Origin of the sequence: Acinetobacter sp. ANC 5054 (genome assembly GCF_002135295.1) — a bacterium.
In the GTDB taxonomy this organism is placed as follows: Bacteria; Pseudomonadota; Gammaproteobacteria; order Pseudomonadales; family Moraxellaceae; genus Acinetobacter.
The window spans coordinates 199,303-212,214 of sequence record NZ_NEGG01000001.1 but is presented as its reverse complement, the minus strand read 5'-3'; the positions used below and the strand labels follow the sequence as shown (position 1 = coordinate 212,214).

The following is a 12,912-nucleotide window of genomic DNA, read 5'->3' as shown; positions in this document are numbered from 1 at the left end:
TGTGAAACAAATCTTATTGGCCTATTTGTTCGTGAGTTTACTCGCGATTGCGATAATAAGCGTTTTGAGCTTTGGGCACGGTGCAGGTTATGTTTATATTTATTGGCGTGACTGGCAAATACAAACCAATATTTGGCTTATTGTTTTTGTCTTGGCACTCTTGAGTTTAACTGTTCAATTTATTTGGTATGGTATCAAGCGTTATCTCAGCAGAGAGCAGCGCAAATCCGAAACAGTTTTTAGTTTTAATAAATTACACCCCTATGAACAATTGGCGGTGATTTGGCTTTTAAATGCAGCCCAAGATCAGAACGGATTTATTCAGCAGGCATTTACTGAGTCTGGACTATTAAAAGGGATAGTTGATGCGCGTTTATATTGGTTAGAACAACAATATGAAACAGCATTAAGTGCTTTAAATCAAACTACGCCTATGGCCTTTGAATTGGCTGAATTGCAACGCATTGAAATTTACCTAGCGCAGCACGATGGTGAAAAAGCCTTAACACATTTAGAATTTCTCAATCAGCATGAGCTTTCACCTTGGTTAAAAAAAGTCAGTAGCGCGTATGAACAGCGATTGACTACGCTGTGGGGAATGTTTGCCTTACAATTTCCATGGTTATATTTGCGTTCGACCAAGTACGGACATCTAGACGAATTTACTAAACAGGCATGGCTTGAACAATTGCTTCTGGCGTTTGATCAAGCAGATGTCGATGACTTGCAACGTTTAAAGCAGCGTTATTTGGATTTACAAGATCAAATTGAAGAACGTAAATACGCTGTAAAAGTCTTATGGTTAAAAGTGTTGTCTCGAATGCCAGAAATGAGCCAAGAACATGCGCTATTGGCTGTGCATTTATTAGAGCAACAATTTAATCAAGAAGTATTCTTTATGTGGTTCCAACAAAAAATGTTGAAACAAAATCCTGATTATGTGGCGGTTGAGCAGCAAATTCAGCACTGGGAGGAAAAATATCCCGCACTGCCGGTATTTAGTTTTGCAAAATGGAATATTTATACGGCGACCGAACGTGAAGCTGAGGCACAAGCTTTATTAAGTTTGTATCCCGATGATGTGCTCATGAGTTATTTAAGAATTAAATCAGCATTAAATCAGCAAGAAGATTTAAACAAACAGTTAAATTTAATCTTTGAAAATAATGCGAATTTTATGGAAATAAAAATATAAAGGATTTTATATGCAGGATTTATCTCATTATCCAGTGATTCATCAACAAAGTGTGGCATGGGGCGATATGGATGCCTTTGGTCATGTAAACAATGTGCAGTATTATCGTTATATGGAAAGTGCACGAATTCGATATTTAGATGCATTAAATATTTTTAACCAAAATGTTGTGACTGTAGTTGCATCGAGTCAATGTAAATATCTTAGCCCTGTGGTTTACCCAGATCAATTAAAAGTGGCGACACGGGTTGAAGAGCTTCGAAATAGTGCTTTTCGAATGAGTTATATTTTGTGGAGTGAAGCACAAAACAATATTGTGGCAACAGGTGATGCGGTTGTTGTATGCGTAGATAATAAAACGATGCAAAAAACAGCAATTCCAGAAAGTATTAAAGAACAAATTAGAAAATTTGAATTGGCAGTGAACAATAATATTTAAATACAATTTTTTAATATTTAATTAAGTAATAAATGTTAATTTATTGTGATTAAGTGCAAATTAAAGATTGAATTAATATTTTATTATAAATATTATGTGCAAGTTTTAAAAAGCACAATAATATGAATTTCCGGAGTTAAATATTATGCCTGATATTAGTAATTTGTCAGTTGAAGAGTTAAAAAAACTTCAAGTTGAAGCTGAAGCACTGATCGCTTCTAAAAAAGACCAAGCAATTGAAGATGCGTATAACCGCATTGTAGAAATCGCAGAAAGTTTAGATCTTACTGTTGAGCAAATTTTAGAAATGGGCTCAACTAAACGTAAAAAAACCACACGTAAAGCTGTTGAACCTCGTTATCGTAGTAAAGCAAATGCTGCGGATACTTGGACTGGTCGCGGTAAACAACCACGTTGGTTGGTTGCTGAGCTAGAAAAAGGTGCCAAACTTGAAGATTTCTTAATTTAATAAGATTTCATCAAACGGTCATATCCTGCATTCAGGATAATTAAACCAGGCAAAGGCCTGGTTTTTTTATATCTTTGAATTGGCTATGTGAAAAAAGTATGCATAATGTGTCTATAAAGAAAAAATTTTAAATTATGGAAAAAATTGATGGATCGGTTGTGGTGGGATGATCAATAAATCTAACAATATTCGATGGCTTATTTTTGCTGTCATCAGTTTTTTTATCTTTGTGATGCTGCAAGTACCAGCAGCATGGCTTATTACTAAATTCTATAAAAACAATCAAATGCTCCATAATGTCAGTGGCAATATTTGGCAGGGTCAAGCAGATTGGACGCAAGGAAACCTAAAAGGCTCGCTCAGTTGGAAAACCCGTCCATGGGACTTAATTTTATTGCGTTTGGGTGCCAATGTAGAAATTCATAGTGGTAATACCAAGATGCAAGGTGTGATGGGTTATGGCTTAGGCAAAGCCATTAGCGTCAAAAACTTAGAAGGACAAATTGCGCCAGAAACCCTGAAGTCCTTTGCCGACTGGCAGTGGCCAGTGAATGCTATTCAATTGAATGATGTGCAATTCAAATATAAACCACAGCAAGGGTTTAGTGCAACGGATGGTGAAATGCAATGGGCTGGTGGTGATATGGCCTTTAGTTTTGCTCAGCGCCAAGACACGATGAACGTACCGTCACTCGTGGCAAAACTTAAACAAGATAATGCAAAATTAGTGATAGATGTCCGAGATCAGCGTGATCAAAAGATGATGAATCTACAGCTTGAGCCTGATTTGATGCTTGATGTACAGCTGACGCAGCGTTTTTTAATGAACGTGGCTTCCTATGAAGGCAAAGCAGGTCTCGATACTTATGTGATTAGTTCACGTCAACCGCTGTTAAGAGGCGTGAATTGATGGCTGATTATCTAGAAAAGTTTCGCGAAATAAATTGGAAGCAGACCGACCGTATTGCACCTATCATTTTGGCCTTACTCATCCTGTATTTATGTTGGAAGTTGGCGGCACTTTTTTGGTTGCTGATTGCCCCACCGCAAGCGATGCAGTTAGATCGGGTGGAATTGGGATCTCAGCAAACCCAAGTGCCGAATATTAGTTCCTTTTCATTGTTTCAAGAAAATCGTGCATCTGCTGCAGACGAACAGCTCAATATGGTTTTGCAAGGTGTGGTCGTTGGGCAGCCAAGCCGTTATTCATCTGCCGTGATTAAGGTGAACGAAACCGCAGATCGATATTTGGTCGGTGAAATGATTGAAGGTTCATCTTATCAATTGGCTGAAGTGTATTGGGATAAAGTGATCCTCAGACAAGGTAATGGCTCAACCCGTGAGTTAGCATTTAAAGGCATCGAAAATGGTTTAAATCAACCGATTGTTCCGCCGGCCAATGCAGCGCTAAGTGGTGAGATGCAAAATAGCAACATGCCGAATAATTCAATGGGAAATAATGCGGCACAAAGCGCAATAGGTCAGGCAGTTCAACGCATGGCTGAAAACCGGGAACAATATATGCAAGAGATGGGGGTAAATCCTTCATCAAGTGGTGGGTTTGAAGTTTCGAATAAAACCCCGGCAGCATTAAGAAATAAGCTTGGGTTGCAACCTGGGGACCGTATTTTGTCTTTAAATGGACAAACTGTTGGGCAAGGGCAATCTGAAGCACAACTATTAGAACAAGCCCGCCGTGAAGGGCAGGTGAAGCTTGAAGTAAAGCGTGGTGATCAAGTGATGACCATTCAACAGGATTTTTAGTGATGGCTCATCACTTTATAGGGTTAGGAAACACAGGCATATATGGCTTTATTTAATAATAACCGTTCAACTTTAGCTGCTTATGCCATGTTGCCCTTGGTTGCGATGGTCAGCACAGCAAGTTATGCACAAACTTGGAAAATTAACTTACGTGATGCGGATTTAACTGCTTTTATTAATGAAGTGGCCGACATTACGGGGAAAAATTTTGCAGTCGATCCTCGGGTTCGCGGAAATGTTACGGTTATTTCCAACAAGCCCTTAAATAAAAGTGAAGTTTACGACTTATTTTTAGGAGTGCTTAATGTCAATGGTGTGGTGGCTATACCTTCAGGAAATACTATTCGTTTAGTGCCAGACAGTAATGTCAAAAGCTCAGGGATTCCCTATGATGGTCGTCATCGTGCGACTGGGGATCAAATCGTTACACGTGTGATTTGGCTCGATAATACCAATGCCAATGACCTGATTCCTGCGCTACGACCTTTGATGCCGCAATTCGCACATTTATCTGCGGTGGCGGGAACCAATGCCTTGATTGTTTCTGATCGTGCCAGCAATATTTATCAACTCGAAACCATTATCCGAAACTTGGATGGTACGGGTCAAAATGATATTGAAGCTGTGACGCTACAATCGAGCCAAGCGGAAGAGATGATTGGTTTGCTTGAGTCAATAAGTTTAACGGGTGCATCTAAAGATCCGAAAGGTTCTCGTATCCGAATTATTGCGGATAATCGGACCAACCGTATTCTCATTAAAGGTGATACGGCAACCCGTAAGCGTATTCGTCAAATGATCGAAACATTAGACGTGCCTGCGGCAGATCGTTTGGGTGGGCTTAAAGTATTTCGTTTGAAATATGCAAGTTCTAAAAACTTGTCGGAAATTTTACAAGGACTGGTGACGGGTCAAGCGGTAAGTAGCAGTAATTCATCGAGTAGTGGATCAAATAACAACTCAATGAATAATCTACTTGATAATAATTCTTCCACTTCACAGTCCTTTAGTTCACAAAACAATACCAGTTCGGGTATTAATCTGAATGGCTCTAACTCTACAAATAACAATCAAAATAGTATTTCCAGTTTTAATGCCAATGGCGTCAGTATCATTGCAGACACCACGCAAAATGCATTGATTGTGAAAGCTGATCCGCAGCTGATGCGTGAAATCGAATCTGCAATTCAGCAATTGGATATTCGCCGTGAACAGGTGTTGATTGAAGCCGCAATTATTGAAGTAGAAGGCACTGATGCAGACCAATTGGGTGTGCAATGGGCAATGGGCGATATCAGTAGCGGCATTGGTCTGATTAACTTTGATAATTATGGTTCCAGCCTTAAAAAAATTGCAGCAGGTTATTTGACTGGTGGTGCGGCAGGTGCGGGAAGTGCTATTGGTGCAGGCACCTCGTTGGTGCTTGGTGATTATCGTGAAGGTAGTGATGGCTCGCGCAAGTTATATGGCGCTATGATTCAAGCCTTAAAGGAAAAAACCAAATCTAACTTATTATCTACACCGTCCATTGTGACGATGGATAATGAAGAAGCTTATATCGTGGTTGGTGAAAACGTGCCCTTTGTTACGGGTTCGGTCACGACTACAGGCGGGACGGCTAATCCTTATACCTCGATTGAACGTAAAGATGTCGGGGTGACTCTCAAAGTTGTTCCACATATTGGTGATGGTGGAACAGTACGTTTAGAGGTCGAGCAAGAGGTTTCAGATGTTAAAGACAATAAAGGTCAGGCATCAGACTTAGTGACGACCAAGCGTGCGATAAAAACCTCAATTTTGGCTGAGCATGGTCAAACGATTGTTTTGGGTGGTTTGATTTCAGACAACACCTTACATGGACGCCAATCTGTTCCGGGTTTGGGCGCGATTCCTGTGCTGGGTAAGTTATTTAGCTCTGAAGGGAAATCCAATACCAAGCGGAATTTATTAATCTTTATCCATCCAACCATTGTTGGAAATTCAGGTGATGTCAGAAAAATGTCACAGCAGCGCTATAGTCAGTTGTATAGCTTGCAGTTGGCACTTGATTCAGATGGTAATTTTGCCAAATTGCCTGAAAGTGTGGATGATGTGTATCAACAGCGCATTCCCATTTCAAAAAATAGTGCACCTGCGCCTGTTTATCAAACCGTGCCAACTGCACCTGTGGACAGTCAGCCCGCAGCGGTGGTCACCACACCTGTGGCGATTGAGCCGCCCGTGAAGCGCGCGGTGATTACAGTGCCGAATGGAAATGTGCAATCAAATCCATAAACGTCTAGTGCGGCATGCTTTTTAGAAATAAAATCAGAGCATGCTATGATGACAAAAAACGAATATAGAGAAGCAATTTCATGACTTGGAAAATTCAAGCAATTTCTGGTGACTTAACGGGACAGGAAATCAGTATTGAGCGAGATATGTTGGTGGGGCGTCATCAACAGGCCGATATTGTATTACAGCAATCTGATATTTCGCGTAAGCACGCGGCTTTGTTATTGAGAGATCAGGCTTTATGGTTACAAGACCTGAACTCTTCAAATGGCACATTTATCAATGATACCCGTTTGGACGGTGAGTCTTTAGTTAAAGAAGGCGATATTATCCAATTTGCCAGTGTGAAATTTAGCGTTCTTGCACCAGCAAAAGCAGTTGAGATTCCAGCTGAAATTGAAGCAAGTGTGGCGCAACTAAAAGAATCGACGGTGATTGAACAGCCTTCAGAGGCCGTTGCCGTATCGGAAACTGCGGCACAAGATACGGTGGTTGCCGATGTACCCGTTGAAAAGACTGTCGCGCAGCAAATGAATGATCAAGGCATGCCTGAACTGAAAGAGCGTGATGGTTCAGTGCAATTGACTCGTGATGGTATGCCAACAAGTGTCGGTGTGCCTAAGCCAGCACCGATTCCAGAAGGCGTGGATATTACTGCAGTAAAAGCAGAACCAACGCCAATTCCAGTGGAAACGCCAGTGTCTCGCGTGGAAGAAGAGAAGCAACAGCAAAAGAATGCAAATATAGGTTTAATCTCGATTATTATCTTGATTATTCTTGCAATCATTGCGTGGGTGTTGTTTAAATAATTTTGCATTACACGAGTGATCAAGGCATGCATGAGCATGCCTTTTTTATGACGATATAATTGAGAAAGCTGAGGGTAATTATGTTTGAGCTTCGTTTAGCAGAACGCCAAATGATTCTATTTGATCTGGATGGGACGTTGGTCGATTCCGCTTCCGATTTATATCGTGCGATGAATATGAGTCTAAATGCTTTGCAATTGCCACTCGTCACAGAAACGCAAGTACGCAACTGGGTAGGCAAAGGAACTTCTATTTTTTGTCATAGCGTTCTTGAGCATCTGACAGGTCAAGTGGATGCAGCACAGCATCATTTACTGCTCGAAACATTCCTTAAAATTTACAATGCAGATCCGTGTGTGCTGACGCAGCCCTTTGATGGCATTATTGAGTTTCTTCAATGGGCAAAAGCCGACGGTAAAATGCTTATTTGTGTGACCAATAAGCCTGAACAGCCTGCGCGTAGCATTGTTGAAGCACTTGGTATGAATCAATACTTTGCAGATGTGATTGGTGGAGATCGTTTCGAGGAGCGTAAACCTCATCCGAAACAGTTGCTCTATTGCGCAGAGTATTATGAACTAGATAAAACCGATATTTTAATGGTTGGCGATTCTGTGAACGATGTTGAAGCCGCCCGCCGTGCGGGTATTGATTGTATTGTGGTCAGCTATGGCTATAATCATGGTGAAAATATTCGAGATTGTCAGCCGCAAATGGTGGTTGATAACTTAAAAGAATTATTGGTTTGAAATAAGTAGGGCGAAGGAACTAAAAATGGGTAAGTGTGTGGTTTTTCGATGGCGTCACTAAGTCAGCATCTAGAAAAAATTAACTGAAAACGACCATTCGAAAATATAGAGAAAGACAATGACTACACAAACTCAATTTGAGCAACTAAAAACAGCAGGCTATAACCTGATTCCTGTCTATCGCCAACGTTTGGCAGATACTGAAACACCACTTTCGGTATTTGCGCGTTTAAAACAACATAAACAAGCGTATTTATTTGAATCGGTTGAGGGTGGAGAAAACTGGGCGCGTTATTCGATTATTGGTTTGGGCGAATCAACCGTCTTTTCATGTAATGAAGGGCAGCTCACGATTCAACATGCAGATGGTCAGATCGAAAAACAAAACTGCGCTGACCCATTTCAGTACATTCGTGACTTTCAAGCGCAATATCGCGTACCGACACAGCAAGACCTTCCTGCCTTACCAAGCTTTACAGGTGGTTTGGTGGGCTACTTTGGTTATGATGCTGTGCGTTATATCGAACCAAAACTGAATAATGTGCCAGAAGCAGACCCTGTGGGTATTCCCGATATTTGGATGATGCTATCTAAAACAGTCATCGTCTTTGATAATTTAAAAGACACCTTGTTTTTAATTGTACATGCTGATGTGAATGATGCTGAGGCATACACCAAGGCGCAGAAACAGTTAGATGGTTTAGAAGAGCTCTTGGCAACACCGATTGCACTCAAAGCACAAAAACATACAGCACCTCATTTTGAGTCCATAACAGGGCACGATAACTTTATAGACTCCATTGCCAAAGTAAAAGAATACATTAAGGCTGGGGATGTGATGCAAGTAGTGCCTGGACATCGTATGGTGTCAGATTTTGATGGTGAGCCTTTACAGGTCTACCGTGCATTACGTCATCTCAATCCATCACCGTATTTGTTCTTAGTACAAGGGCAAACACTGGAAAATAACACGCCATTCCATATTGTCGGTTCTTCACCAGAAATTTTATCGCGATTGGAAAATGGTATTGCAACGGTGCGTCCATTGGCAGGGACGCGACCACGCGGTAAAACCAAAGAAGAAGACTTGGCACTAGAAAAAGATTTGTTGTCTGATGAGAAAGAAATTGCCGAGCATTTAATGTTGATTGATTTGGGGCGTAATGATGTTGGGCGCGTTTCTAAAATCGGTAAAGTTCACGTGACTGATCAAATGGTGATCGAACGTTATTCGCATGTCATGCACATTGTGTCCAATGTGCAAGGTGAAGTGCGTGATGATATTGATGCATTGGATGTTTTTAAGGCAACTTTCCCCGCAGGCACACTATCTGGAGCACCGAAAATCCGTGCAATGGAAATTATTGACGAAGTTGAGCCGGTAAAACGTGGCATTTTTGGCGGTGCTGTTGGTTATTTGGGCTGGCATGGTGAAATGGACATGTCGATTGCCATTCGTACCTGCGTCATTCGAGAAAATAAGGTCTATGTTCAAGCTGGAGCAGGGGTTGTTTATGACTCAAATCCTGAATCAGAATGGAATGAAACCCAAATAAAAGCTCGTGCAGTGATCAAAGCGGTTGAATTATCATCAAATGGATTGATTTTATGAGTTTTTCACGTTTTTTTTAGAAAAAACACTTGCAAGGATTTCAGTTTTTGCTAAACTGCACACCGTTCCGATACGAAACGTACGAAACACTAAGAAACGCCGGCATAGCTCAGTTGGTAGAGCAACTGACTTGTAATCAGTAGGTCCACAGTTCGAATCCGTGTGCCGGCACCATCTTAGATGAGTTCGAGAGTAAGTAAAGAACGGCACTGAAGTAAGTGTAAAATGGTGAGGTTCCCGAGCGGTCAAAGGGGGCGGACTGTAACTCCGCTACGAAAGTTTCGAAGGTTCGAATCCTTCCCTCACCACCAATTTTAAGACTTCAATAAGTGGTTTGTACCAACATCGTGCGGGAGTAGCTCAGTTGGTAGAGCGGTAGCCTTCCAAGCTACATGTCGCGAGTTCGACCCTCGTCTCCCGCTCCATATTTATTGAAGTGCTTATATTTGCTCTTATAGCTCAGTGGTAGAGCACTCCCTTGGTAAGGGAGAGGTCTCGAGTTCAAATCTCGATAAGAGCTCCAGATTATACAGTTTAGCAACTTTTAATGTTGCACAGAATTCCAGAAGCAGGCTTTTTAGTCTGCTTTTCAAGTATTGGGTGTTTATTTTTTAGGCGATATGTCGGAGCTGGGTTTTACTCAGAATTGTGTTCGACGTAAACGAGGAAGAAAAGCATGGCTAAGGCTAAGTTTGAACGTAATAAGCCACACGTTAACGTGGGCACAATCGGTCACGTTGACCATGGTAAAACGACTTTAACAGCTGCGATTGCAACTGTATGTGCAAAAAAATTCGGCGGTGAAGCGAAAGATTACGCTGCAATCGACTCTGCACCAGAAGAAAAAGCACGTGGTATTACAATTAATACTTCACACGTAGAATACGATTCTCCAACTCGTCACTACGCTCACGTAGACTGCCCGGGTCACGCCGATTATGTTAAAAACATGATTACTGGTGCTGCGCAAATGGATGGTGCGATCCTTGTATGTGCTGCGACTGATGGTCCAATGCCACAAACTCGTGAACACATCCTTCTTTCTCGCCAAGTAGGTGTTCCATACATCGTTGTATTCTTAAACAAATGCGACCTTGTAGATGACGAAGAACTTCTTGAATTAGTAGAAATGGAAGTTCGTGAACTTCTTTCTACTTATGACTTCCCAGGCGATGACACTCCAGTTATCCGTGGTTCAGCTCTTCTTGCACTTAATGGCGACGCTAGCCAATATGGCGAAGAAGCAGTTGTTGCTCTTGTTGAAGCTCTTGATTCTTACATTCCAGAGCCAGAACGTGCTATCGATCTTCCATTCCTTATGCCAATCGAAGACGTATTCTCAATCTCAGGTCGTGGTACAGTAGTAACTGGCCGTGTTGAGACTGGTATCGTTAAAGTAGGCGAAGAAGTTGAAATCGTTGGTATTAAAGATACAGTTAAAACAACTGTAACTGGCGTAGAAATGTTCCGTAAACTTCTTGATGAAGGTCGTGCGGGCGAGAACTGTGGTGTTCTTCTACGTGGTACTAAACGTGAAGACGTTCAACGTGGTCAAGTACTTGCTAAACCAGGTGCAATCAAACCGCATACTAAATTCGACGCAGAAGTATATGTACTTTCTAAAGAAGAAGGTGGTCGTCATACTCCATTCCTTAACGGTTACCGTCCACAGTTCTACTTCCGTACAACTGACGTAACTGGTGCGATTGCACTTAAAGAAGGCGTTGAAATGGTTATGCCTGGTGACAACGTAGAAATGTCAGTAGAATTAATCCACCCAATCGCAATGGACGCTGGCTTACGCTTTGCGATCCGTGAAGGTGGTCGTACAGTTGGTGCGGGTGTTGTTTCTAAAGTAACTGCATAATATAATACAGTTATCTTATACAGATCGAGAGTTTCGACTCTCGATTTGCTCTGCAGGTCAGTAGTTCAATTGGTAGAGCGTCGGTCTCCAAAACCGAATGTTGGGGGTTCGAGTCCCTCCTGGCCTGCCAATTTTTTTTTAAAAAGAAGCTTGATGCTGGCTCAACTGGTCATATAATAAGTCGCGAATCCTACGACGAGTACAAAAATGTCGAATGATAAATCGCGTGACGCATTAAGCGACGCGCCAATTCCTCAAAGAAATAATCCTGCTGAAGTTGTTAATTCTGGTTCCCCATTAGACTATGTATTCTGGGTTATCGCGTTGATTTTACTCGGTAGTTCTATGATGGTGAATCAACATTTGCCAGCATACTGGGCACCAGCGAATGATGTCTGGGTCCGTGTTGGGGTAATTTTGGCTTGTATCATCGTGGCTTTAGGTTTATTATACGCCACCCATCAAGGCAAAGGCTTTGTTCGATTGTTGAAAGATGCTCGAATTGAGTTACGTCGAGTGACTTGGCCAACCAAGCAAGAGACCATGACCACATCTTGGCAGGTACTTGCGGTAGTCTTAATGGCATCCATTTTATTATGGTGCTTTGACTATGCTTTGAGCTGGTTAATGAAGTTTATTATCGGGTAAGAGAGCTATGAAACGTTGGTACATTATTCATGCCTATTCAGGCTATGAAAAACAAGTGTTACGCTCACTTAATGATCGAATCCAGCGTAGCGCTGTAGCCGATAGCTTTGGTGAAGTCCTTGTCCCTACTGAAGAAGTAGTGGAAATGAAGGATGGTAAGAAACGTAAATCTGAGCGTAAATTCTTTCCGGGCTATGTGTTAGTCGAAATGGAAATGAATGATGAAACTTGGCACATTGTTAAAGAATGTCCAAAAGTATTAGGTTTCATCGGTGGTACTGCAGAAAAACCTGCACCGATTACGCAAAAAGAAGCAGATGCGATTCTTGCGCGTGTACGTAATACTGGTGAAGCACCTCGTCCTAAGACGATGTTTGAGCCAGGCGAAGAATTACTCGTTATTGACGGTCCATTCACCGACTTTAAAGGCGTGGTGGAAGAAGTTCTTTACGATAAGTCACGTTTAACGTTGACGATTAATGTATTTAATCGACCAACACAAGTTGAATTGGAATTTCGCCAAGTCGAAAAGTCAGTTTAATTTAAATTGGTGGATGAACGCCCGATTTGTAATGAGTCGGGCATTGTTGTTGTAACGGTATCGTTACTTAAATGTATGGGGAGCCTAACGGCGTTAGTACCCAGAGGTAATTGAAATGGCTAAGAAGATTGACGGCTATATCAAGCTGCAAGTTCCAGCTGGTAAAGCAAATCCATCTCCACCGATTGGTCCTGCACTAGGTCAACGTGGTGTAAACATCATGGCATTCTGTAAAGAATTCAATGCTGCTACACAAAAAGTTGAAGCTGGTCTTCCAATTCCAGTAGTGATCACTGTGTACAACGATAAGTCGTTCACATTCATCATGAAAACTCCGCCTGCTGCGATTCTTCTTAAGAAAGCTGCTGGTATTCAAAAGGGTTCAGCTGTACCTAACAAAACTAAAGTTGGTAAGTTGACTCGCGCTCAATTAGAAGAGATTGCGACTACTAAAGAACCAGATTTAACTGGTGCTGATTTAGACGCACGTGTACGTACCATTGCTGGTTCTGCGCGTTCTATGGGCTTGGAAGTGGAGCTATAAG

Annotated in this window: 13 protein-coding genes and 5 tRNA genes; all 18 read left to right on the top strand. The window is 41.7% G+C overall.

Translation table 11 applies throughout. The features are described from left to right. Window position 1: 1 nt before the first annotated feature. Window positions 2-1,195: a heme biosynthesis protein HemY gene (locus tag B9T33_RS01060; RefSeq protein ID WP_086177105.1), complete on the top strand. Its 1,194-nt coding sequence runs from the start codon at window positions 2-4 to the stop codon at window positions 1,193-1,195. 10 nt (window positions 1,196-1,205) lie between these two features. Continuing rightward, a complete protein-coding gene (locus B9T33_RS01055) occupies window positions 1,206-1,634 on the top strand; it encodes an acyl-CoA thioesterase (RefSeq protein WP_086177104.1) in 429 nt (142 codons plus the stop codon). A gap of 142 nt (window positions 1,635-1,776) precedes the next feature. Continuing rightward, window positions 1,777-2,103 (top strand): H-NS family nucleoid-associated regulatory protein, encoded by a 327-nt coding sequence (locus B9T33_RS01050; RefSeq protein ID WP_086177103.1) that lies wholly within the window; start codon window positions 1,777-1,779, stop codon window positions 2,101-2,103. Between the two features lie 166 nt (window positions 2,104-2,269). After that, window positions 2,270-3,013 carry a type II secretion system protein N gene (gspN, locus tag B9T33_RS01045; RefSeq protein WP_086177102.1) on the top strand — a complete coding sequence of 248 codons (744 nt, stop codon included), beginning with the start codon at window positions 2,270-2,272 and terminating at the stop codon, window positions 3,011-3,013. Then, the gene (locus B9T33_RS01040; protein ID WP_086177101.1) at window positions 3,013-3,867 is read left to right on the top strand and encodes a type II secretion system protein N; all 855 of its coding nucleotides are present in this window, start codon (window positions 3,013-3,015) and stop codon (window positions 3,865-3,867) included. Before gspN ends, B9T33_RS01040 begins: the two co-directional genes overlap by 1 nt. 42 nt (window positions 3,868-3,909) lie before the next feature. Continuing rightward, window positions 3,910-6,141, top strand: a complete 2,232-nt coding sequence (gene gspD, locus B9T33_RS01035; RefSeq protein WP_086177100.1) for a type II secretion system secretin GspD — start codon at window positions 3,910-3,912, stop codon at window positions 6,139-6,141. Window positions 6,142-6,221: 80 nt separating this feature from the next. Further along, a complete protein-coding gene (locus B9T33_RS01030; RefSeq protein ID WP_086177099.1) occupies window positions 6,222-6,950 on the top strand; it encodes an FHA domain-containing protein in 729 nt (242 codons plus the stop codon). 80 nt (window positions 6,951-7,030) lie between these two features. Continuing rightward, window positions 7,031-7,699 carry a phosphoglycolate phosphatase gene (locus tag B9T33_RS01025; RefSeq protein WP_086177098.1) on the top strand — a complete coding sequence of 223 codons (669 nt, stop codon included), beginning with the start codon at window positions 7,031-7,033 and terminating at the stop codon, window positions 7,697-7,699. Window positions 7,700-7,817: 118 nt separating this feature from the next. Continuing rightward, on the top strand, window positions 7,818-9,311 hold the full coding sequence (gene trpE / locus B9T33_RS01020) for an anthranilate synthase component I (RefSeq protein ID WP_086177097.1): 1,494 nt from the start codon (window positions 7,818-7,820) through the stop codon (window positions 9,309-9,311). A 98-nt stretch (window positions 9,312-9,409) separates the two neighbouring features. Further along, window positions 9,410-9,485: transfer RNA gene (locus B9T33_RS01015), tRNA-Thr, on the top strand. Between the two features lie 53 nt (window positions 9,486-9,538). Beyond that, window positions 9,539-9,622: transfer RNA gene (locus B9T33_RS01010), tRNA-Tyr, on the top strand. A gap of 38 nt (window positions 9,623-9,660) precedes the next feature. Then, window positions 9,661-9,736, top strand: a tRNA-Gly gene (locus B9T33_RS01005). 23 nt (window positions 9,737-9,759) lie between these two features. Beyond that, window positions 9,760-9,834 (top strand) — tRNA-Thr (locus B9T33_RS01000). Window positions 9,835-9,987: 153 nt separating this feature from the next. Next, on the top strand, window positions 9,988-11,178 hold the full coding sequence (tuf, locus tag B9T33_RS00995; protein WP_086177096.1) for an elongation factor Tu: 1,191 nt from the start codon (window positions 9,988-9,990) through the stop codon (window positions 11,176-11,178). Window positions 11,179-11,232: 54 nt separating this feature from the next. After that, window positions 11,233-11,308, top strand: a tRNA-Trp gene (locus B9T33_RS00990). A gap of 77 nt (window positions 11,309-11,385) precedes the next feature. After that, window positions 11,386-11,826, top strand: a complete 441-nt coding sequence (gene secE / locus B9T33_RS00985) for a preprotein translocase subunit SecE (protein ID WP_086177095.1) — start codon at window positions 11,386-11,388, stop codon at window positions 11,824-11,826. 7 nt (window positions 11,827-11,833) lie between these two features. Beyond that, entirely contained in the window at window positions 11,834-12,367 is a 534-nt protein-coding gene (gene nusG, locus B9T33_RS00980; RefSeq protein WP_078189831.1) for a transcription termination/antitermination protein NusG, read from the top strand. A 115-nt stretch (window positions 12,368-12,482) separates the two neighbouring features. After that, a complete protein-coding gene (rplK, locus tag B9T33_RS00975) occupies window positions 12,483-12,911 on the top strand; it encodes a 50S ribosomal protein L11 (RefSeq protein ID WP_004868049.1) in 429 nt (142 codons plus the stop codon). The last annotated feature ends 1 nt before the right edge of the window (window position 12,912 follow it).

Excerpts from the sequence above, each read along its gene's own strand:
- B9T33_RS01055 (WP_086177104.1), top strand. The coding sequence starts at position 1,206 with ATGCAGGATTTATCTCATTATCCAGTGATTCATCAACAAAGTGTGGCA.
- gspN (WP_086177102.1), top strand. The coding sequence starts at position 2,270 with ATGATCAATAAATCTAACAATATTCGATGGCTTATTTTTGCTGTCATC.
- B9T33_RS01040 (WP_086177101.1), top strand. The coding sequence starts at position 3,013 with ATGGCTGATTATCTAGAAAAGTTTCGCGAAATAAATTGGAAGCAGACC.
- gspD (WP_086177100.1), top strand. The coding sequence starts at position 3,910 with ATGGCTTTATTTAATAATAACCGTTCAACTTTAGCTGCTTATGCCATG.
- B9T33_RS01030 (WP_086177099.1), top strand. The coding sequence starts at position 6,222 with ATGACTTGGAAAATTCAAGCAATTTCTGGTGACTTAACGGGACAGGAA.
- B9T33_RS01025 (WP_086177098.1), top strand. The coding sequence starts at position 7,031 with ATGTTTGAGCTTCGTTTAGCAGAACGCCAAATGATTCTATTTGATCTG.
- trpE (WP_086177097.1), top strand. The coding sequence starts at position 7,818 with ATGACTACACAAACTCAATTTGAGCAACTAAAAACAGCAGGCTATAAC.
- tuf (WP_086177096.1), top strand. The coding sequence starts at position 9,988 with ATGGCTAAGGCTAAGTTTGAACGTAATAAGCCACACGTTAACGTGGGC.
- secE (WP_086177095.1), top strand. The coding sequence starts at position 11,386 with ATGTCGAATGATAAATCGCGTGACGCATTAAGCGACGCGCCAATTCCT.
- nusG (WP_078189831.1), top strand. The coding sequence starts at position 11,834 with ATGAAACGTTGGTACATTATTCATGCCTATTCAGGCTATGAAAAACAA.
- rplK (WP_004868049.1), top strand. The coding sequence starts at position 12,483 with ATGGCTAAGAAGATTGACGGCTATATCAAGCTGCAAGTTCCAGCTGGT.